We start from the raw sequence: 21,063 nt of genomic DNA on the forward strand, positions 1-21,063 counted from the left end.
AAGACTCAAAATAAAATGAACTTAAATCAAATACATAACGTCTATTTTATCGGAATCGGAGGCATTGGGATGAGTAATTTGGCTCGTTATTTCAAGAATCTGGGCAAGAATGTCTCAGGTTATGATAAAACACCATCGGCTCTTACTAATGAATTAATAGAAAGTGGAATTTCAATTCATTTTGAAGACAGCATTGATGCGATTCCAAAAGATTTTTACATAGAAAATACTTTGGTGATTATTACGCCGGCTGTTCCTAAGACGCATTCAGAGTGGAATTATTTCTTGGAGAGAGATTTTCAAGTTAAGAAAAGAGCGGAGGTTTTAGGAATAATTACAAAAGACACTTTTTGTTTTGCAGTTGCCGGAACACACGGAAAAACAACAACATCAGGAATTTTAGGGCATATTTTAAATGAAAGTGGTGCTGATGTTACTGCTTTTATAGGTGGAATTGTTGAGAATTATAATTCGAATTTGATAGGAAGCGGAAAAACAGTAACTGTTGTTGAAGCCGATGAATTTGATCGTTCATTCCTGCATTTACATCCCAATATTGCCTGTATAACTTCTATGGATGCGGATCATTTGGATATTTACGGTACCAGTGAAGCAATTGAAGAATCTTTCCTTGAATTTGCTTCCAAAATAGAAGATAAAAGTAACCTTTTTATAACTAAAGAATTACCAATAGAAGGTGTAATCTGTGCTGTAAACGAAGATGCTGTTTTTAAAGCTTTTAATGTTAGAATAGGAAATGGCAGCTATGTTTTTGATGTACAAACGCCTACAGAAGTAATTAAAGATTTACATTTTGGTTTACCAGGAAGACATAATTTAATGAATGCATTAATGGCTATCGCAATGGCAAAATTATTCGGCACCCCAACCGATGCCATTGCAAAAGCCATTATGTCATTTAAGGGAATAAAAAGAAGATTTTCGTATCAGATTAAAACAGAAGCGAAGGTTTATATTGATGATTATGCACATCATCCAACGGAGATAAATGCAGTGCATCAGGCGGTTCGAGAATTGTATCCAAACCAAAAAGTTTTGGCAGTTTTTCAACCCCATTTGTTTAGTAGAACGAGAGATTTTGCTGATGATTTTGCCAAAAGTTTATCTGCTTTTGATGACATAATTTTATTGGATATTTATCCGGCCCGTGAATTGCCAATGGAAGGAATAAACTCACAATGGCTGATGGATAAAATGACTAATAGTCATAAAAAAATAGTAGTTAAAGACGATTTGATTGCAACAATTTTAGCAAGTGATGCTACCATAATTGTAACTATTGGAGCTGGAGATATTGGAGAATTAGTACCATCAATTAAAAAAGCGATAAATGAGACTCTTTAGTTGGACAAATATTCGATTATTACTGATGTTTGTGTTGGTAATTTTTCTGTTTTCGTTTACGTCAAATCGTAATGAAAATAGAAAATTGACGAAATCTGTCGTTATTTTTGTAGGAGATAACGCTCCTTTTGTAAAGCAAGAAACGGTTAATAAATTGTTAATAGAAAATAAAAAAGATGCATCAAGCATTCAAAAAGTTAATTTAGATTTGAATAAACTGGAAACAACTCTCAATGCACAAGAAATGATTCAAAGATCAGATGTATTTGTGAGTATTGATGGGGTGTTAAAAGCAGTGGTGAAACAAAAAACTCCTATTGCTAGAGTTTTTGATAATAGCGGTTCTTTTTATATTGATTACGAAGGTAATAGAATGCCATTGTCAACTAATTTTACAGCTAGAGTTCCACTTGTTTCAGGGGGAATAAATAAAAAAAATAACGAAGATTTATCCGATTTATTTCGCTTAATCTATGACGATGCGTTTTTGAAAAAAAACATCATCGGAATTCAAATTATGCCTAATGGAAGCTTAAAAATGCTCAATAGAAATTTTGATTATCAAATTGATTTTGGTAGAATGATAAATGTCGAGCGTAAATTCAAGAATTATAAAGCTTTTTTTCAAAAAGCGGTTTTAGATAGTTCGTTGTATAAATATAAAAAAATTGACCTCCGATTTACGGAACAAGTAGTTTGCACTAAATAAATAGATAATGGAAAAAGAGAATATTGCAGTAGGTCTAGATATTGGGACAACTAAAATAGTTGCCATGATAGGCAAGAAGAATGAGTATGGGAAATTAGAGATTTTAGGTGTAGGAAAATCTAAAAGTTTAGGTGTGGCCAGAGGTGTGGTAAATAACATCACTCAAACCATACAATCAATACAGCAAGCGATTCAAGAAGCCGAAAATAATTCAGGCTATAAAATAAAAGATGTAGTGGTAGGAATAGCGGGACAACACATCCGCAGTATTCAGCATACTGATTACATCAGCAGAAGCAATCCCGAAGAAGTAATTGGCGGGAATGACATTCAGCTTTTGATTGACCAAGTAAATAAATTGGCAATGTTACCTGGCGAAGAAATTATACATGTTTTGCCACAGGAATTTAAAATTGACGGACAATCCGAAATCAAAGAGCCTATCGGGATGTATGGTGGAAGATTAGAGTCTAGTTTTCATGTTGTAGTAGGACAAGCTTCATCGATTCGTAATGTAGGCAGATGTATTCAAAGTTCTGGAATTGAATTGTCAGGATTGACATTAGAACCATTGGCTTCAGCTGATGCCGTTTTGAGTCAGGAAGAAAAAGAAGCTGGAGTTGCATTGATTGATATTGGTGGTGGAACAACAGACTTGGCTATTTTCAAAGATGGTATTATTCGTCACACAGCGGTAATTCCTTTTGGAGGAAATGTGATTACTGATGATATTAAAGAAGGATGTTCGATCATTGAAAAGCAGGCTGAATTATTGAAAGTGAAATTTGGATCAGCTTGGCCAGGAGAAAATAAAGACAACGAGATTGTTTCTATTCCGGGATTAAGAGGCAGAGAACCAAAAGAGATTTCGTTGAAAAATCTATCTAAAATAATCCATGCTCGTGTTGTGGAAATTGTAGATCAGGTATTCACTGAAGTGAAAGCTTACGGACACGAAGATCCTCGCAAAAAATTAATTGCAGGAATTGTGCTTACTGGTGGTGGTGCGCAATTGAAACACATCAAACAGTTAGTGGAATACATTACTGGAATGGATACTAGAATAGGATATCCAAACGAACATTTGGCTGGAAATTCAGATGAGGAGATTTCAAGCCCTTTATATGCTACTGCAGTTGGATTAGTAATGAAAAGCATTGAGAATAAAACACAAAGCGCTGTAAGACTGGATGTTATAGAACAACCTAAAGCTACGGTTTACAGACAGCCAGTTGTTCAAAATCCGGTAGTGAATGAAGTTCTTGAGAAAGAGGAAGAAGAAGAGGATCAAAACTCAAATGAGAAAGATAATTCTACCGTAAACAGGATACAAAGAAATTTCTTTGACCGTTATGTGGATAAGATTAAGGATTTCTTAGATAATGCAGAATAGGGCAGTGCCCAGAAAAACACAATAATTAATAATAAATATCAAAAACCAAATAAAATGATGAGCAACTCAGAATTTGGAAGTATTTCATTTGATTTACCAAAGAACCAATCAAATGTAATAAAAGTTATTGGTGTAGGTGGAGGCGGAAGTAACGCTATAAATCACATGTTTAAACAAGGAATTAAAGGCGTAGACTTTATCGTATGTAATACGGATTCTCAAGCCTTACAGAGCAGTTCTGTGCCTAATAAAATTCAGTTAGGAGTGCATTTGACTGAAGGACTAGGTGCTGGAGCTAACCCAGATGTAGGACAGCAATCCGCTATTGAAAGTATTTCCGAGATTGAAAAAATGTTGGATAGAAATACTAAAATGGTATTCATCACTGCCGGAATGGGTGGTGGAACTGGAACTGGAGCTGCACCTGTAATTGCACAATTGGCTAAAGAAAGAGACATTCTTACTGTAGGAATTGTGACATTGCCTTTCTTATTTGAAGGGAAAGTACGTCAGGAACAAGCCTTAATTGGTATTGAAAAATTACGTAAGCAAGTCGACTCGTTAATTGTAATCAATAATAATAAATTAAGAGAAGTATATGGGAATCTTGGTTTCAAAGCTGGATTTTCAAAAGCGGATGAAGTTTTGGCAACAGCCTCAAGAGGTATAGCCGAAGTAATTACGCATCACTATACTCAAAATATCGATTTAAGAGATGCTAAAACAGTATTGTATAACAGCGGAACGGCTATTATGGGATCATCTGTTTCTTCTGGTGAAAATAGAGCTAAGGAAGCAATTGTTGCTGCATTAGATTCTCCGTTGTTAAATGATAATAAAATTACTGGTGCCAAAAACGTATTGTTGCTTATCGTTTCTGGAACTAATGAAATTACAATTGACGAAATTGGAGAAATCAATGATCATATTCAAGTTGAAGCTGGTCATAATGCAAATATTATCATGGGGGTTGGTGAAGACGAATCGCTAGGAGATGCTATTGCAGTTACCATTATCGCTACAGGTTTTGACATTGAACAACAAAACGAAATCGTAAATACAGAGCCAAAAAAAATTATACACACACTAGAAGATGAACAAAGAAGTGTTCATAATCTAAGTAATAAAACCGTTACAGCTTTTGATTTAAATACAGAATCTCCAGTTTCTAACTCAAACGAAAGGATAGTTTTTGATTTATTAGAAGATACTGTTGTTGCTCCTGAGCCAGTGGTAACGTCTCCTACTATTAATAAAGAAGAATTAATAGTAATGTCTGAATTTATTAAAAATTTAGACGTGACTTTCGAAATTGTTTCTCCTATTACTGACATTGATTTTACAATTTCATCTCCAGTAGCAGAAGTAAAAGCAGTGCAGCCAAAAGTTATCGAAAGACAAGAACAAACTACTTTCTCATTTGATTTACCACTTTTCAAAGCAGAACCGGTAGCGCAAGTTGAAGAAAGCAAAGTAATGTTTGAATTGACGAATGAAACTCGTGATATCAAAGTAAACGAAGCGGTTCAATTTGTTCCCGTAACAGAATTGACTGATAATGGAATTATCAAATATTCTCTTGAAGAGTATATGGAGCCAGAGCACGATTTCATGGCGAAACCAGTTGCTAAAACTCCGGAAGTTGTTGTTCCTGCTGAATTAAACATCACCATGAAACAAGTAGATACATCAGTAAATACACCTGTTGACTTTGATGCTGTTTCTCCAATGGAAATGACCATCGAGGAATCATTGCGAATGAGAGCTGATGAAAGAAGAAAAAAATTAAAAGAATTCAATTATAAGTTTCATAATAATGTTTCTAAAATTGATGAATACGAAAAAGAACCGGCTTATAAAAGATTGGGGATAGATATTTCAAACAATCAAGCCAATAATACAAATTCGAGAATTTCTGTGGGAACAGACAGCAACAACGATCTACAGTTGCGTTCTAACAACTCGTATTTACATGACAACGTAGATTAACTGACTCAAACCAAAATGAGGTAGCCCGAAAATTCATTTAATTTTCGGGTTATTTTTTTTCGTTTCGAGCAACAAAGCAATCTATTGCTAATTACAGTAAATTTCTTTAATTTTGTCGGGCCTTAATCCAGCTGTCGTTTCAAGCTTTTTGTCAAAAATGTTTTTTTCTACGCACTTAAAAGAGCTTCTAAAGTCGCTTTTTAAGTACATGAAAAAATACATTTTCTCCTAAAAGGCTTTCTACTCCATCTGGGGCAAAAAAGAATTGTTCCCATAATTAGCATTTTACAATCGATTAAACAAATAATCGATTAACTAAATTAACAATAAAGGATATGAGTTTATCAGTACAAATCATGGACGAAATGAAAACCGCCATGAGAGCCAAAGATACAGTTGCATTAGAAGCTTTAAGAGCCATTAAATCTGAAATCCTATTAGCGCAAACAGCATCAGGATCTAAGGAAGAAATAACAGAAGATGACGAAGTTAAATTACTTCAGCGATTGGTAAAAACCCGAAAGGAAAGTGCTAGAATTTTTACAGAGCAAAACCGTTTGGATTTAGCTGAACCAGAATTGGCTCAAATTGCAGTAATAGAAAAATTCTTACCGGCACAATTAAGTGAAGCTGAAGTAGAAGCAGTGATTGCAAAAATTATTGCAGAAACTGGTGCAGCAGGAATTGCTTCAATGGGAAAAGTGATGGGATTAGCAGCAGCTCAATTAGGTGGTACAGCCGAAGGAAAAACAATTTCTACAATAGTTAAAAAACTATTGACATAAATTTTATGTTTGTTAATTAACGATTTTATATCATAAATCTAAAATCGTTAATCACCAATCTAAAATCAAATGGCTGCGTAGTTCAACTGGATAGAATATCAGATTTCGACTCTGAGGGTTGCAGGTTCGAACCCTGTCGCGGCCACAAATACAAATAGAAATGCTTCAAAAAAATCAAGTTTCCTTGAAATTATTTTGAAGCATTTTTTATTTTAAAGCGGTTATAAAATATGTCATTACAAATTTTCATTTCGGTACTTTTTGGAACATTATTTCTCCTGCTTTTAATTTTTAGAGTAGTGGAACCAGCTTATATTTTACTGTTTAATAAGCCACTTTACATTCATTGGTATCCTTTCTCCAAAAAATTAAAACCAAGCCAACGACAGATTTTAGTAAATGATTTTCCATTCTATAATAGGCTTTCTTCTAAAAGGAAAACGTATTTTGAGCACCGAATAAAAGAGTTTGTTGCTAAATATGAATTTATAGGAAAGGAAATTGCTATTACGGAACAAATGCAAATGCTGATTGCGGGAACGTATGTGATGTTAACTTTTGGAATGAGGAATTATCTTGTTAGTTTATTCAATAAAATTATAATCTATCCTTCCAGTTATTTTTCTACCGTGAACGAAACGTATCATAAAGGAGAATTTAATCCTAGAATGAAAGCGGTCGTTTTTTCGTGGGAAGATTTTTTATTGGGACATTTAACCTCAAATGATAATATTAATTTGGGTTTACATGAGTTCTCTCATGTGTTGCATTTTCATTGCCTAAGAAGTAATGATCCAAGTGCGATTATCTTTTTTGATGAATTCAATGAAGTCGTAAAATATTACAGCGATCCAGTTTTAAATAACGAGTTGACTCGAACAGATTATTTTAGATTGTATGCTTATGAAAATCAATTCGAATTTTTATCGGTTATCTTAGAACATTTTTATGAGACTCCCCATGTTTTCAAAAAGGAACATCCGGAATTATATGCTCATATTTCAAGAATGATTAATTTTAAAGAAGAATAGTTAAAATATAAGGAATAATACAAGTATCATTTTTATCAGCTTAATTCGGTTTTATATTTTATAATAAGTTCTTTTTGATGAAAATAGGTGGTAAGTTCCTAAAAGAAATTTGTTTATAAAATGAAATAGTAATACCCTATTTTTATATATTTGTAAAAATCATTTTATACTCAAAAAGAAATGATATTAGTTCTAGAAAAAAGAACAATTACTATACTATTTGAATTGTCATAATCAAAAATTATTTTTTGTAAGGGTAAGAAGTCTGTAATCAAGGATATTATATAGACATGATTTTAGAAAATCAATTACAAGAATAACTGAAATTACTCTAAAATTTTTATAACCATAAATCGTATGTCAAGAAGAGGCTGTTTTATACTACTGGCAAGTTTTGTATGTTTTCTGAATTCCTGTAATTCATCAGATGGGGATAGAAAGAAAATTTCTATTGGATTTTCACAAAGTATAAATAATGACATTTGGAGAAAATCGATGGATCATGCTATGGAAGTTGAAGCGTCTCTTCATCCTGAAATTAATTTGACTATTTACAATGCAAATCGCAAAGCAAAAAAACAGATTAAAGATATTGATAATATGATTGAGCAAGGTGTAGATGTAATTATTATTTCACCTTTTGAATCAGATTCGATTGTACCAGTAATTGAAAAAGCAAATATCAAAGGTATTCCAGTCATTATAGTTGATAGAAAAGTAAACACATCTAATTATACTGCATATTTAGGTGCTGATAATATTGAAGTGGGACGAATTGCAGGGAAACATATTGTCTCATTGTCTAATGGTCATGCAAATGTGATTCAAATTTATGGAGATTTAACTTCATCGCCTGGTTTAGAAAGAAGCTTGGGGTTTAAACAAATTGTTAAACAATATCCTGGTATTAAAGTTTTTGATGTAGACTCGGATGACTTTGGACATCCAAAAACAAATTTTGTAAAGATATTAGATAGCATACCTAATATTGATTATGTATATTCCTTTAATGATTTAATTGCGTATAACGGATGGGAAATCGCCAAGGATAAAGGTTTAGATAAAAAAATTAAATTTATTGGGGTCGATGGGCTTAATGGACCGTTCGGAGGTATTCAGCTTGTTAAAGACAGAGTTTTAGAGGCAACGGTTTTATATCCCACAGGCGGTAGTGAAGCGATAAAGCTAGCATTAAAAATAGTTAATAAAGAGATTGTGCCTAAAAATAACATGCTCAATACCATTTTGATTGACTCTTTAAATGCGGATATTATGAGCAACCAATTTGATAGAATTGCTATTCAGCAGTCAAATATTGAAGAACAGCAAGATGTTATAGTAAATCAGGGAAAGAAATATGCAACTCAAAGTAATTTGTTGAAACTGTTATTTTTATTATTTATTCTCACATTATGTTTGGCTGTATATAGTATTTATTCTCGTATTACAATCAGTCGTAAGAAAGGGGAATTAGAGATTACCAATAAAAAAATTAAAAGTCAAAGAAATGAAATTAAAAAGCAGTCAGAAGAATTAAAGCAAAGTAACGAAGCTCGTTTGAATTTTTTTATGGGATTATCTCATGAATTTAAAACGCCTTTGACTTTAATTTTAAGTTCTGTCGAATCGTTGGGCAGTGAACTCAAAACCAAAGGGAGTTCAGTAAATAAAGAAATTAATTTGATGTATAATAATTCCAGAAGGTTACTCCGGCTAATCAATCAATTATTGGATTACAGAAAAGTAGAAGACAAAAAATTTATATTAAGAGCTTCAAGTACTAATTTATTAGATTTTTCAAAAAGTATTATTGTAGATTTTGAAAGAGAAGCAAAAAAGCTTAATATCGATTTCTCCTTGGTGTCAAATAATCCTGAACTTGAGGTATATATTGACCGTAATTTGATGGATAAAGTCTATTTTAATTTATTATCAAATGCATTTAAATTCACTCCTGAAAATGGTAAAATAGCAATAAAAATACGAGAAGATAAGACTAACAATGTAGTTAAAATATTTTTTAAAGATTCGGGAATAGGAATCCCGGAAAACGAATTAAATCAAGTTTTTAATGCCTTTTACCAAGGGTCGAATAATTATAGGAATAGCTCAGGGGTTGGGTTGCATTTGTCAAAAAGTTTTATTGATTTGCATAAGGGAACAGTAGAAATTATTTCTAAAAATGGGACCGAATTTATAATAACATTGCAGTTAGGAAAAGCACATCTTGACGAAAAGAATATTCTAAAGAATCCGGTTTTAGAAATAATTAATCAAACAGATTATTTAGATGAAGAAGTGATTCAAAGTTCAGAGTCCAAAATTAATGAGGATAAATATTCTGTTTTGTATATCGAAGATAATAAGGATTTGTCTGATTTTATTTCAAATAAATTGTCTTTAGAGTATAATGTTTATACCTCTAATGGATTTGATGCTATTGAACAATCTTTGGAAATAATACCAGATGTTATTATTTGTGATTTGAACTTACCTGGAAAAAACGGTTTTGAAATATGTCAAATTTTAAAGAAAGATCTTAGAACTTCACATATTCCAGTTTTGATATTGACCGCCTCAGATGATCCGGATTCTTATTTAAAAGCATTAGAGAGTGGTGCTGATTTATTTTTGACAAAACCTTTTAATTTAAAAGTGTTGTCTCAATCTATAAAAGGGTTGCTTTTTAATAGAGAGAAACTTCGATTTTATTATACCAATAATATTTTAAAAATTGAGGATGGTGATTTTGGTGTTTCTGAACAAGATTTTCTAAGAAAGTTGAATGATCTTATTGAAAAAAACTTGGATAATTCTGCTTACACTGTTGAAGATCTTGCACGAAGTTTAACTATTTCTCGAGTACAATTGTATCGAAAAGTGAAAGCTATATTAGGAATTAGTGTTAGTGACCATATAAATAATATACGATTAGATAAATCAAAGGAGCTGTTGAAAAAGTCGGAATTAAACATTTCAGAAATTGCCTATGCAGTGGGTTTCTCTTCACCAAATTATTTTTCAACTTCCTTTAAAAATAAATTTGGAGTTACACCTAAAGAATATAAAAGTAAAAAGTAGATTATTTTTTTATGGAACCATTTTCTTTCTAATAAAAATAGCGTAACATAATTGTACTTTATGTAACATAAGAGCAACTACAATGAAGTAGTTGCTCTTGTTTTTTACATGTAATTACTTTATTTATAGATAGTTAGTGTTTTTTTAAATAACTTTTAGAAGTATTGAATGAAAAAGAAACATCCTCGAAATAAAAGCTAAGTTTTTACTAATATATTAGTAATTCAATTTAATTTTTTTAATTGATTATATATTACCTCTGTAAAAAAGTCAGAGAACGATTAATTATTATTTTATCAAATAATACGGAGGTTTTTCATTTCTTAATCAATCATTTTTATAAAATTTTTTAATCTGAGGGTGTTGAATGTCTTTAGGATATTTGATAGTTCTCGTAAAACTAACTAAATATGAAAATAAATCTTAAGGTTTTATTTCTTCCACTTTGTGTTGCATTATTTTATAATTGCAGTAGCGATGATAAACCAGGAGCTGAAAACCCGGGTGCCGAAGCAACTGCGCCAGCTTGTCAGACAACTGTTGAATCGGCAAATCAGTATACCACTTTTTATAAACCAACTACCGGTTGGGTAGGAGATCCTATGCCATTTTATGAAAACGGAAAATTCCATATTTTCTATTTGTATGATGCCAGAAACACCTTGCCTACGTTTCATCCTTGGTATAAAGTAACTACAACTGATTTTGCGTCATTTGCAGACAATAGCGAAATGATTCCTACAGGAACTGCGAATCAGCAGGATGGAGCATTGGGTACAGGATCCGTTTTTAAATTGAATGGAATTTATTACGCTTTCTATACAGGTCATAACGGAGTTCTTGATCCTAAAGAAAAAATTATGCTTGCAACGTCTACGGATTTAAAAAATTGGACCAAAGATCCTTCGTTTTTATTGCAGGCTTCTTGGGGATACGATCGTAATGAATTTAGAGATCCAATTGTTATAAAAGATAAAATTTCGGGAACTTATAAAATGTTGATTGCAACACGTTCTGAGGTTGGTTTAGTTTCTAATAGTAATGTGCCATGGCGAGCAGTAATCGCTCAATACAGTTCTTCCAACTTGAGAGATTGGACTTTGGAAAAGCCGTTTTATGAGGATACAACTACCTTTTTAACTGAATGCCCTGATGTGTTCACGATGGGTGATTATCAGTATTTGATTTACTCAAGTATTGATGATCGAATGGTACACTATAAATACCGTCCATTAACATCAAATACTTGGATTACTCCTATAAATAATAAGTTAGATGGTATTGCCTTTTATGCTGGAAAAACAGTTACAGACGGTACCAATCGATATATAACAGGATGGTGTCCTACGAAAAATAAAGATATTGATTCTAATAAATTTGATTGGGCAGGATCACTCGTAGTGCACCGTCTTATTCAGCATGCTGATGGAACTTTTGGTGTATCTATCCCTGAGGGTGTAAATAACAAGTTTATTATTAATAAACTACTGAATCCAGTAATAGATTTTGGTTCTGTTAAACAAGGTGGGGCCTATACGTTGAAAGTTAATGGCACTGAAAAAGCATCTTCAGTGTTTGACAGAGAAACTGGAGCATTTAAAATTAAAACACATATAAAAGCGACATCATCCACTCAATTTGGTTTTGAATTTGGAGCCTGTGGAACACGAAATGAAGTATTTTCCATTGTATTCGATTTAGCCAAAAATCAATTAAGATTAGATAAGGTTATAAAAAATGCGTCCTCCTTAAATCTAACACAGCTTCCGCTAAATGTCCCGGCTAATAAAGAGTTTGATATTACAATCATTTCTGAAAATTCGGTATGTGTGATATATATTAATGATGAAATCGCTTTTACAAACCGTATCTATAAAATGAATCAAAATCCGTGGGCTATTTTTGCTGATAATGGTGAAGTCACTTTTTCAGACTTAAAAATTTTTAAATAAAAGGAGTATAGAAAAGGATGACTTTAGTTTTTATAAAGGTTCAGGTTTAGTAATTAAAATTAATTTTGTTCATTTTTTACTTTCTTACCTGCGTAATGTCAAAATCAAAATCATCAAAATCTAATTTTGATGGTTTTTTTATAGCTTTATTTTAATGTAATAATTCTGCTGCTTTCCACACTGGATGTAACTATTGGGAATCTGGGTTCGAGTGCCTTTTGCTTAATAAAACAGAGCATAAGATACATTGGGAATTGTTTTAATATAGGTTTTCTTATTCTTGTTGCAATTCCAATACTCAGATATAAAAACATACCTGAATCTTGAACTCACATTGCATTTCATCTGTGTAATTTTTCTTAAAAGCTTAAGAATACTTCATAATGTAGAATTGCTTAATAAATTCATTTTTTTATCGATTATTTTTAAACTTCCTGTAAAAATAAATTTAAAATTTTATTAATCGAATAAAATTTATCAAGTGACTTTTTTTTATTCTTGAATATCTATTTTTTTTAAAAATACGTGTAACATGACTGTAACACGTGTAACATAATCGAACTACAACGAAGTAGTTATTTGGTTATTTTAATGTCTAACTATTTGATAATAAGTATTTTGTTGCTTGTTTGTTATTTCGAAACAGTATTAAATGAAATTGTAACATCCTCAAAATAAAATCGAAATTTATGCGGATATCTTAGCAATCTAATTTAATATTTTTTGATAATGAAAAAAATTGTTGTTTGGGCTTTAATTGCGTCATTAGCAGGCTTCCTATTTGGTTTCGATACTGTTGTTATTTCTGGAGCAGATAAAAAGCTTCAAGTTCTTTGGAATTCTTCGGATGCATTTCACGGGACAGTTGTTATGGGAATGGCATTATGGGGAACTGTACTTGGGGCAATATTTGGAGGGATTCCCACTAATAAGATAGGAAGAAAAAATACCTTATTGTGGATAGGGATTTTATTTTTGTTTTCTGCAATTGGATCTGCATTTGCAAATAATCCATTTGTGTTTGCCGCATTTAGATTTATTGGAGGTTTGGGTGTTGGAGCATCGACCATTGCAGCACCTGCATATATATCAGAAATTGCTCCTGCAAAAGATAGAGGCAAGTTGGTTGCTTTTTATCAATTCAATATTGTTTTAGGGATTCTTATGGCTTTTTTATCTAATTATCTTTTAAATGATGTGGGTGAAAATTCATGGAGATGGATGATGGGAGTACAAGCAATTCCATCTGTAATTTATCTTTTATTAATGATTTTGATTCCTGAAAGCCCAAGATGGTTATTATCTAAATTCAAGAATGACGAAGCTAAAAAAGTTTTGCAATTAATGGGGCAAGAAGCTGACTATGGAAAAATAAAAGAAGATTTAGATAAAGACAATAATGATGCTTCTAAAGCTAACGATACTATATTTTTAAAGAAATACAGAGCCCCTTTGGTATTGGCTTTTTTAATGGCTTTTTTCAATCAATTATCTGGGATTAATGCTTTTTTATATTATTCCAGTAGAATATTTCAAGAAGCGGGTCTTGGAGAAAGTACTGCGTTACTAAGTAGTATTGGAATAGGAGTTGTGAATTTAATTTTTACACTTTTAGGAGTTTTCTTAATTGATAAATTAGGACGTAAAGTATTAATGTACATTGGTTCTGTAGGATATATTATATCACTTTCACTTGTTGCAATGGCTTTCTTTTTTCACTGGGAAGGCATAGCTGTTACAGTTTTCTTATTCTTATTTATTGCTGCACATGCAATAGGTCAAGGTGCTGTAATTTGGGTTTTTATTTCAGAAATTTTTCCAAACCATCTTAGAGCATCAGGACAATCCTTTGGCAGTACCACACATTGGGTTCTAGCTGCTATTATTCCATCATTAATTCCGTATCTATTTTCTACAGTAGGGCCTGGTGTAGTATTTCTGTTTTTTGCAGTGATGATGGTTTTTCAACTTTTGTTTGTCGCTTTTATGATGCCAGAAACAAAAGGAATTTCATTGGGAGAATTAAGTAAAAAATTAATTAAATAATAGTTATGAAGACAATAATTAAAAAAGAATTTTTCAGGATTATGTGTTTCATCATAGGTGCAGTAGTTTTAGTTGGATGTAAGCAATCTTTATTTGAAGAAAAGAAGAGCTATACAGAATCAGAATTATACAGACCAAATTTTCATTTTACTCCTAAAAAAGGATGGATGAATGACCCAAATGGGATGTTTTATTATAATGGATATTACCACCTTTTTTACCAGTATTATCCAGATTCAAATGTTTGGGGACCTATGCATTGGGGTCACGCTATCAGTACTGATCTTATAACATGGGTTGAAAAACCCATCGCACTTTATCCAGATGAAAAAGGATATATTTTTTCAGGCAGTGCAGTGGTTGATGTAAAAAATACTTCAGGATTTGGAAGCTTAAAAAATCCTCCAATGGTTGCGATGTTTACGTATCATGATATCAAAAAAGAAAAAGCTGGTGAGATTAATTATCAGTCACAAGGTATTGCCTATTCCTTAAATGAAGGGTTGACTTGGACGAAATATGAAGCGAATCCAATCATTGAAAATCCGAATATCAAAGATTTTAGAGATCCTAAAATGACTTGGGATGCCATTCATCAACAGTGGATTATGATACTTGCTGCAGGAGATAAAACAATGCTTTACGGTTCTAAAAATTTAAAAGAATGGGCACTGCTTTCAGAATTCGGGAAAGAGATTGGAACTCATGGGGGTGTTTGGGAATGCCCTGATTTTTTCCCTATGCTAGTTGACGGAACTGATGATTATAAATGGGTAATGTTATCAAGCATTAATCCTGGAGGGCCTAATGGCGGTTCAGCTACACAATGCTTCGTAGGTGATTTTGACGGAAAAAAATTCACTATTGATGAAACTTTTTCAAAAGATGTAAAGCAACAAAAAGGGCTTTGGATTGACTACGGAAGAGATAATTATGCAGGCGTTACTTGGGCTAATATTTCTGAGGTTGATGGTAGAAAATTGTTTATAGGGTGGATGTCAAATTGGGATTATGCACAAAAAGTACCAACTGAAACATGGAGAAGCAGTATGACTATACCTAGAGAATTAGCACTTGTTAACGATGGTGGTCACTATATTATTTCTTCTAAACCCGTAAAAGAATTAAAAAATTATATTGCTAAAACTATTAAAAAAGAATCTCTTAAAATAGATAAGGAAACAGTTTTGGCAGATAAGACATTAGTCGATTTATCAAAACTAGATATTCATTTTTCATTAGTGAATCTTAAAAAGGACGTTTACACCTTTTCGTTATCAAATGATGCTAAGAATACAATTCAATTTGGAATCAATAAAAAGGAGAATTACTTTTTTATTGATAGATCAAAATCTGGAAAATTAGCTTTTTCTAATCTTTTCGCAAAAAACATTTCAAAGGCTCCTTTTAAGGGTGACTTTGATAAAATGGATATAAGAATAATAGTTGATAAAACCTCAATTGAAATTTTTTATAACAATGGAAAAACAGTTATGACTGAAATATTTTTCCCGGATAAACCTATGGAATATTTTTCAGTTTCTAAAGCCAACACGGACTATACCATTGAAAACTTAATTATTAACCAACTAAATTTTAACTAAACTAACTAAATTATGAAACACAAAATTATTCTTTACTTAATCCTGATGGGGTCTTTTTTTTCTGTATCGGCCCAAAACATAGGTGTCAAAGGAGTGGTAACTTCCTCCGAAGACGGAATGTCTCTTCCTGGTGCATCAGTATTGGTTTCTGGAACTAAAGTCGGAACAACTACGGATCTCGACGGTCAGTTTTCGATAAACAATGTAGACAAAAATGCAACTTTAATATTTAGTTTTACTGGATATGAATCTCAGTCTGTTAAACTTAATGGACAAACTATTTTAAATATTGCTTTGAAAGCAGAATCCTTAAAACTACAAGAGGTTGTTGTAACGGGTTACGGTAAAGAGAAAAAAGCCGATTTAACCGGTGCCGTTACGGTAGTTGAACTGAAACCTATTACTGGGCAAACCATGAGTTCTGGAAATGCTATGCAAGCTTTGCAAGGAAGGGTTGCTGGTTTGAATATAGAGAAATCAGGAGATCCAAGTGGGGCAAATAGTAGAATATTAATTAGAGGGGTAAGTACACTTGGTAATACAGATCCATTGTATGTTATCGATGGGGTTCCTACAACTAGACCTGAGGTTTTTGCTAGTTTGAGTCCTAGTGCTATTGCATCTATTCAAGTCTTAAAAGATGCATCGGCTTCCTCTATTTATGGTTCTAGAGCTGCCAATGGGGTAATCATTGTTACCACTAAAAATGCTGCAAAAGGGGGTGTGACTAAAGTATCATATAGTACAAACGTTTCTGTACTTTCCGAGAAAAAACAACGATACAAAATGCTTAATGCTCTAGATAGAGGAAAAGTGTTATGGCAAGCATCTGTTAACGATGGCGCAAGCCCATCTGGTGGATATGGAGAAATCTATGATTTTGATTGGAATAATGATTTCAGTAATCCAATATTGAATAGTGTAAGTGTAAAACCATATGTAGGTGGAGATACTAATGTTCCTTCAGGAGATACTGATTGGCAGAATACTGTATACCAAACAGGACTTCTTATCAATAATGATTTATCTGTATCTGGTGGATCTGATAAAGCAAATGCAGTATTGAATATGGGATATTTAGATAATTCTGGGATGCTAAAATTTACTAATTATGAGAGATATTCTGCAAGACTTAATGCCAATTTCAAGTTGTTTAACGATAAGGTAAGATTTGGTGTGAATTCTCAATTTACACAATCAAGCGAAAGAAATGCCGCTAATGACGTTGGAGGCGCTCCAACACCAGGTTTAGCTATAACTCTTGCCCCAACGATTCCAGTTTACACTGCATCTGGCGAATATGCTGGCCCATTGGGTTCCGGTTATTCAGATAGAAATAACCCACTATTAATGCAATATTTGAACAGATGGGATAATAGCAAAAAAATGGCTTTGTACGGTAATGTTTTTACTGAAATTGACATTCTAAAAGGGCTAACCTTTAGAAATAGTATTGGGATGGATTTTAATGATTTCAGTAGAAAAGACATTGAACCGATCGTGAGAAATGGATTTGTCAACCGAAACAATAATAGTTTAGCTTTTGACACCAATAAATACACTAGTTTAACAATTTCAAATACTTTAAATTATAACCTTAATGTAGGTGAGCATAAATTTGGAATCCTAATAGGAACTGAATCAACCAAAACGGATTTGAATACGTTGTTTGCACGTGCAGAGGGATTTGCGGTTGAATCAGAATCTTATTTTACACTATCTGCAGCTACTGGAGCTAGAACAAACAATGGAATTTCAACTGGTAGTAGACTACTTTCTCAGTTTGGTAAATTTAATTATTCGTTTTCTGACCGATATTTAGCTTCATTCACTATTCGTAGAGATGGTTCATCAAGATTTGGTGAAGATAATAGATATGGTATTTTTCCAGCGATTACTGCAGGATGGAGGATAAATAAAGAAGAATTCTTTCAAAATGTAAAAGCAGTTTCAAACTTGAAACTACGTGCTGGTTATGGAGAAGTAGGAAATCAATCTATTGGTGATAATGCTCGTTTTGGTTTATATGAAGCGAGATACGGACCAAATCAAAATGTTTATAATCCAGATTTTTTCAACATTTATTATAACGTAGGTACTGCTTATGATTTGAATGGAGCTAATACCGGAAACTTGCCTTCAGGATTTGTGTCTATACAAGCAGCGAATTCAGGATTAAAATGGGAAACTACCAAAGAGGTTAACGTAGGTTTGGATTTTGGTTTTTTCGGAGATAAATTATCAGGTTCGTTTGATTATTTCTCAAGAAAGACAGAGGGAATTTTGATTAGACCACCAGTTGCATCTGCTGTTGGAGAAGGACAGCAACGTTTTGTAAATGGTGCTTCGACTGCAAATAAAGGTTGGGAACTTACAGTAGGATATGCAGATAAATTAGATAATGGATTGTCTTTTAATGTTACTACAAATTTTGGTGCGACTAAAAATAAAATCACAGATTTGCCAGAAGTGGTAAGAGCAGCGTATCCAGGAACTGCAGCTAATTCGATAATTGGTCATTCACAGTTTGAAGTTTTTGGATTTAAAACCGATGGATTATTCCAAAGTCAAATCGAAATTAATGAATCTCCAACTCAAGTAGGTGCTAGGCCGGGAGGTATCAAATTTGTAGACATCAACGGTGATGGTGTTATAAATTCAGATGACAGAACTTTTATTGGTTCAACACTTCCAAAATTAGAATACGGTATTAATATTAGTTTAGCGTATAAAAATATTGATTTCTCCATTTTTGGTTCTGGTGTAGCTGGAAGAGTTGGGGTTGATCCTTATGTTTTTTGGAATAATTTTGTTCAAGGAAGAGATAATGCAGGGCCAGGAACATTGAATGCTTGGACACCTACAAATACAAATACTGAGGTGCCATCTCTTTCATTAGCAAACAATGACACACAAATGTCAGATTATATTTTAAGAAATAATTCCTATTTCAAACTTAGAAATATGCAAATTGGATATTCATTTGCAGACAAATTAGTTGAAAAAACAGGATTCATTACTAGCTGCAGAGTTTATGCTCAAGGAGAAAATTTATTTTGGTTTACTCCAAAAGGATATATAGGACAGGACCCAGAGAGAACAGATGTGAATAGAATTCCAGTACCAACTACTTACTCATTAGGTATAAACTTTAATTTTTAATTAATTATCATGAAGAAATATAATAATATAGTTATCATTTGTTTGTCAATTTTATTCTTGACATCATGTAGCTCCGATTTTTTAGAATATGAACCAACAGGTGTATTGTCTTCTGGAAATGTGGCGACAGCTGCAAATGCAGAAGCGCTTGTAAATGCGGCCTATGCTGCAATTGGGAATGACGAAATGGTAGGCCCAATAACAAACCAATGGGTTTATGGAAGTGTTCGATCTGATGATGCTTATAAAGGCGGAGGTGGTCGTGGCGATGTTGATGTTATTGACAGATACGAACAATACAACACTACCATTGCAGATTATGGTGACTGGATGTTACCAAGAACTTGGACAAATCATTATAAAGCGATTTCTAGAGCTAATTTTGCATTGTCGGTTATTAATGCAATTCCTGATGCAGATTATCCATTAAAAAAAGTGAGACAAGCAGAATTGCGTTTTTTAAGAGCGCATTCTCATTTTATGCTAAAATTATTGTTTAATAAAGTTCCTTATATAACAGAAGAGCTTACACAGGAAGACATATTAAAAACGTCAAATGATTTGTCAAGTGATGCTTTATGGGACAAAATTGCAGCTGATTTTCTATTTGCATTTGATAATTTACAACAAAGTCAGGATCAGGTAGGTAGAGCTGATAAAAATGCGGCAGCTGCTTATCTTGCAAAATTAAATTTATATCAAGCATATAAGCAAAATGATGCGCATCAAGTAACTAGTATAGATGCAGCAAAATTACAAAAAGTAATAGATTATGCTGATAAAGTGACAGGAGGTTTAGTGCCTGACTTTGGAAATAATTTTTTAGATGGTCATGATAATGGTTCAGAATCTATTTGGGCTGTTCAGTTTTCTATTAATGATGGGACAAACACTGGAAGAGTAAGTTTTGTTACAGGACTAAACTCTCCTCACGGAACTCCTCTTTATGGATGTTGTGGTTTTCATTTGGCTAGCCAAAATATGGTGAATGCATTTAGAACTGATGCTAATGGCTTACCATTATTAGACACTTTCAATAATTCAGATATTTTTAATACAATTACTAATGGTGATGCTCCACTAGCAGCCGGAGTTACTTTAGACCCAAGAATTGACCATACTGTTGGTGTTCCGGGAAGACCATTTAAATATAAAAACACTTTGAAAACTTCAGGAGATATGGTCTACAAATTGAGTTGGGCTAGAGATCCAGGAGTTTATGGATACTTTGGGAATATGAAAGAGCAACAATCTCCAGACTGTTCCTGTTATGTGAAAAATGGACCATTTATAGGTACTTCAAAAAATGTTGATTTTATCAGATATGCAGATGTGTTATTATTTAAAGCAGAAGCATTAATACAATTAAACAGATATACTGAAGCACTACCTATAATTAATCAAGTTAGAGCAAGAGCTGCAGCCAGTAAAGCGATGCCATTGGCAGCAGGAGCTTCAGATGTTTATAAAATTGCTCAATACCCTTCTTTTTCTTCAAAAGATTATGCTATGAAAGCACTTATGTTTGAAAGACGATTGGAGTTTGGAATGGAAGGCCCTCGATTTTTTGATTTAGTAAGATGGGGTATTGCTGAGCCAGTTTTAAATGCTTACCTCACTGTTGAGAAAACTAAAAGAGATTTTCTTTCTAATGCTAAGTTTACTGCCGGTAGAGATGAATATTATCCAATACCTCAAAGAGAAATTGATTTTACAGGAGGATTATATATTCAAAATCCTGGATATTAATTGAAAGGATTATAGTTTTTGAGTTAGTTTGGTAATTCCAGAAGAAATTAATTAAAACGGTTTCTTCTGGATATCAAAAGATTAATCATAATCATATAATCATCAAAAGAAGTTATGAAATTGAAAATAAAATTAAATTTTTTATCTCAGTTCTTCTGTTATGACTTTTTATTAAGGTAAGCAGTTGTCAATTGAAT

12 protein-coding genes and 1 tRNA gene are annotated in these 21,063 nt (G+C 32.7%); all 13 read left to right on the top strand.

The window, feature by feature from the left end; genetic code table 11:
* Window positions 1-15: 15 nt before the first annotated feature.
* The 13 genes from murC to QLS31_RS02775 all read left to right on the top strand — a co-directional run bounded on the left by murC (window position 16) and on the right by QLS31_RS02775 (window position 20,866).
* Window positions 16-1,365, top strand: a complete 1,350-nt coding sequence (gene murC, locus QLS31_RS02715; RefSeq protein WP_282742401.1) for a UDP-N-acetylmuramate--L-alanine ligase — start codon at window positions 16-18, stop codon at window positions 1,363-1,365.
* On the top strand, window positions 1,352-2,074 hold the full coding sequence (locus tag QLS31_RS02720) for a cell division protein FtsQ (RefSeq protein WP_282742403.1): 723 nt from the start codon (window positions 1,352-1,354) through the stop codon (window positions 2,072-2,074). Before murC ends, QLS31_RS02720 begins: the two co-directional genes overlap by 14 nt.
* Window positions 2,075-2,081: 7 nt before the next feature.
* A complete protein-coding gene (gene ftsA / locus QLS31_RS02725) occupies window positions 2,082-3,467 on the top strand; it encodes a cell division protein FtsA (protein ID WP_282742405.1) in 1,386 nt (461 codons plus the stop codon).
* Between the two features lie 54 nt (window positions 3,468-3,521).
* Window positions 3,522-5,456, top strand: coding sequence for a cell division protein FtsZ (gene ftsZ, locus QLS31_RS02730; protein ID WP_282742407.1), 1,935 nt, complete (start codon window positions 3,522-3,524; stop codon window positions 5,454-5,456).
* A 335-nt stretch (window positions 5,457-5,791) separates the two neighbouring features.
* Window positions 5,792-6,241 carry a GatB/YqeY domain-containing protein gene (locus QLS31_RS02735; protein ID WP_282742409.1) on the top strand — a complete coding sequence of 150 codons (450 nt, stop codon included), beginning with the start codon at window positions 5,792-5,794 and terminating at the stop codon, window positions 6,239-6,241.
* A 71-nt stretch (window positions 6,242-6,312) separates the two neighbouring features.
* Window positions 6,313-6,386 (top strand) — tRNA-Arg (locus QLS31_RS02740).
* 85 nt (window positions 6,387-6,471) lie between these two features.
* The gene (locus QLS31_RS02745) at window positions 6,472-7,272 is read left to right on the top strand and encodes a zinc-dependent peptidase (protein WP_282742411.1); all 801 of its coding nucleotides are present in this window, start codon (window positions 6,472-6,474) and stop codon (window positions 7,270-7,272) included.
* 357 nt (window positions 7,273-7,629) lie between these two features.
* The gene (locus tag QLS31_RS02750; protein ID WP_282742413.1) at window positions 7,630-10,353 is read left to right on the top strand and encodes a substrate-binding domain-containing protein; all 2,724 of its coding nucleotides are present in this window, start codon (window positions 7,630-7,632) and stop codon (window positions 10,351-10,353) included.
* Between the two features lie 410 nt (window positions 10,354-10,763).
* A complete protein-coding gene (locus tag QLS31_RS02755; RefSeq protein WP_282742415.1) occupies window positions 10,764-12,305 on the top strand; it encodes a glycoside hydrolase family 32 protein in 1,542 nt (513 codons plus the stop codon).
* Between the two features lie 729 nt (window positions 12,306-13,034).
* Entirely contained in the window at window positions 13,035-14,351 is a 1,317-nt protein-coding gene (locus tag QLS31_RS02760; protein WP_282742417.1) for a sugar porter family MFS transporter, read from the top strand.
* Window positions 14,352-14,356: 5 nt separating this feature from the next.
* Complete coding sequence (locus tag QLS31_RS02765; protein ID WP_282742419.1) at window positions 14,357-15,955, top strand: glycoside hydrolase family 32 protein; 1,599 nt, start codon at window positions 14,357-14,359, stop codon at window positions 15,953-15,955.
* 12 nt (window positions 15,956-15,967) lie between these two features.
* Window positions 15,968-19,117, top strand: a complete 3,150-nt coding sequence (locus QLS31_RS02770) for a TonB-dependent receptor (RefSeq protein WP_282742421.1) — start codon at window positions 15,968-15,970, stop codon at window positions 19,115-19,117.
* A gap of 9 nt (window positions 19,118-19,126) precedes the next feature.
* Window positions 19,127-20,866 carry a RagB/SusD family nutrient uptake outer membrane protein gene (locus QLS31_RS02775; protein WP_282742423.1) on the top strand — a complete coding sequence of 580 codons (1,740 nt, stop codon included), beginning with the start codon at window positions 19,127-19,129 and terminating at the stop codon, window positions 20,864-20,866.
* Window positions 20,867-21,063 lie beyond the last annotated feature (197 nt).

It is taken from the genome of Flavobacterium sp. XS2P24, assembly GCF_030010285.1.
Lineage (GTDB): Bacteria > Bacteroidota > Bacteroidia > Flavobacteriales > Flavobacteriaceae > Flavobacterium > Flavobacterium algoritolerans.

Bases quoted from the DNA above. Each gene is read 5' to 3' on its own strand.
- murC (WP_282742401.1), top strand. From the start codon at position 16: ATGAACTTAAATCAAATACATAACGTCTATTTTATCGGAATCGGAGGC.
- QLS31_RS02720 (WP_282742403.1), top strand. From the start codon at position 1,352: ATGAGACTCTTTAGTTGGACAAATATTCGATTATTACTGATGTTTGTG.
- ftsA (WP_282742405.1), top strand. From the start codon at position 2,082: ATGGAAAAAGAGAATATTGCAGTAGGTCTAGATATTGGGACAACTAAA.
- ftsZ (WP_282742407.1), top strand. From the start codon at position 3,522: ATGATGAGCAACTCAGAATTTGGAAGTATTTCATTTGATTTACCAAAG.
- QLS31_RS02735 (WP_282742409.1), top strand. From the start codon at position 5,792: ATGAGTTTATCAGTACAAATCATGGACGAAATGAAAACCGCCATGAGA.
- QLS31_RS02745 (WP_282742411.1), top strand. From the start codon at position 6,472: ATGTCATTACAAATTTTCATTTCGGTACTTTTTGGAACATTATTTCTC.
- QLS31_RS02750 (WP_282742413.1), top strand. From the start codon at position 7,630: ATGTCAAGAAGAGGCTGTTTTATACTACTGGCAAGTTTTGTATGTTTT.
- QLS31_RS02755 (WP_282742415.1), top strand. From the start codon at position 10,764: ATGAAAATAAATCTTAAGGTTTTATTTCTTCCACTTTGTGTTGCATTA.
- QLS31_RS02760 (WP_282742417.1), top strand. From the start codon at position 13,035: ATGAAAAAAATTGTTGTTTGGGCTTTAATTGCGTCATTAGCAGGCTTC.
- QLS31_RS02765 (WP_282742419.1), top strand. From the start codon at position 14,357: ATGAAGACAATAATTAAAAAAGAATTTTTCAGGATTATGTGTTTCATC.
- QLS31_RS02770 (WP_282742421.1), top strand. From the start codon at position 15,968: ATGAAACACAAAATTATTCTTTACTTAATCCTGATGGGGTCTTTTTTT.
- QLS31_RS02775 (WP_282742423.1), top strand. From the start codon at position 19,127: ATGAAGAAATATAATAATATAGTTATCATTTGTTTGTCAATTTTATTC.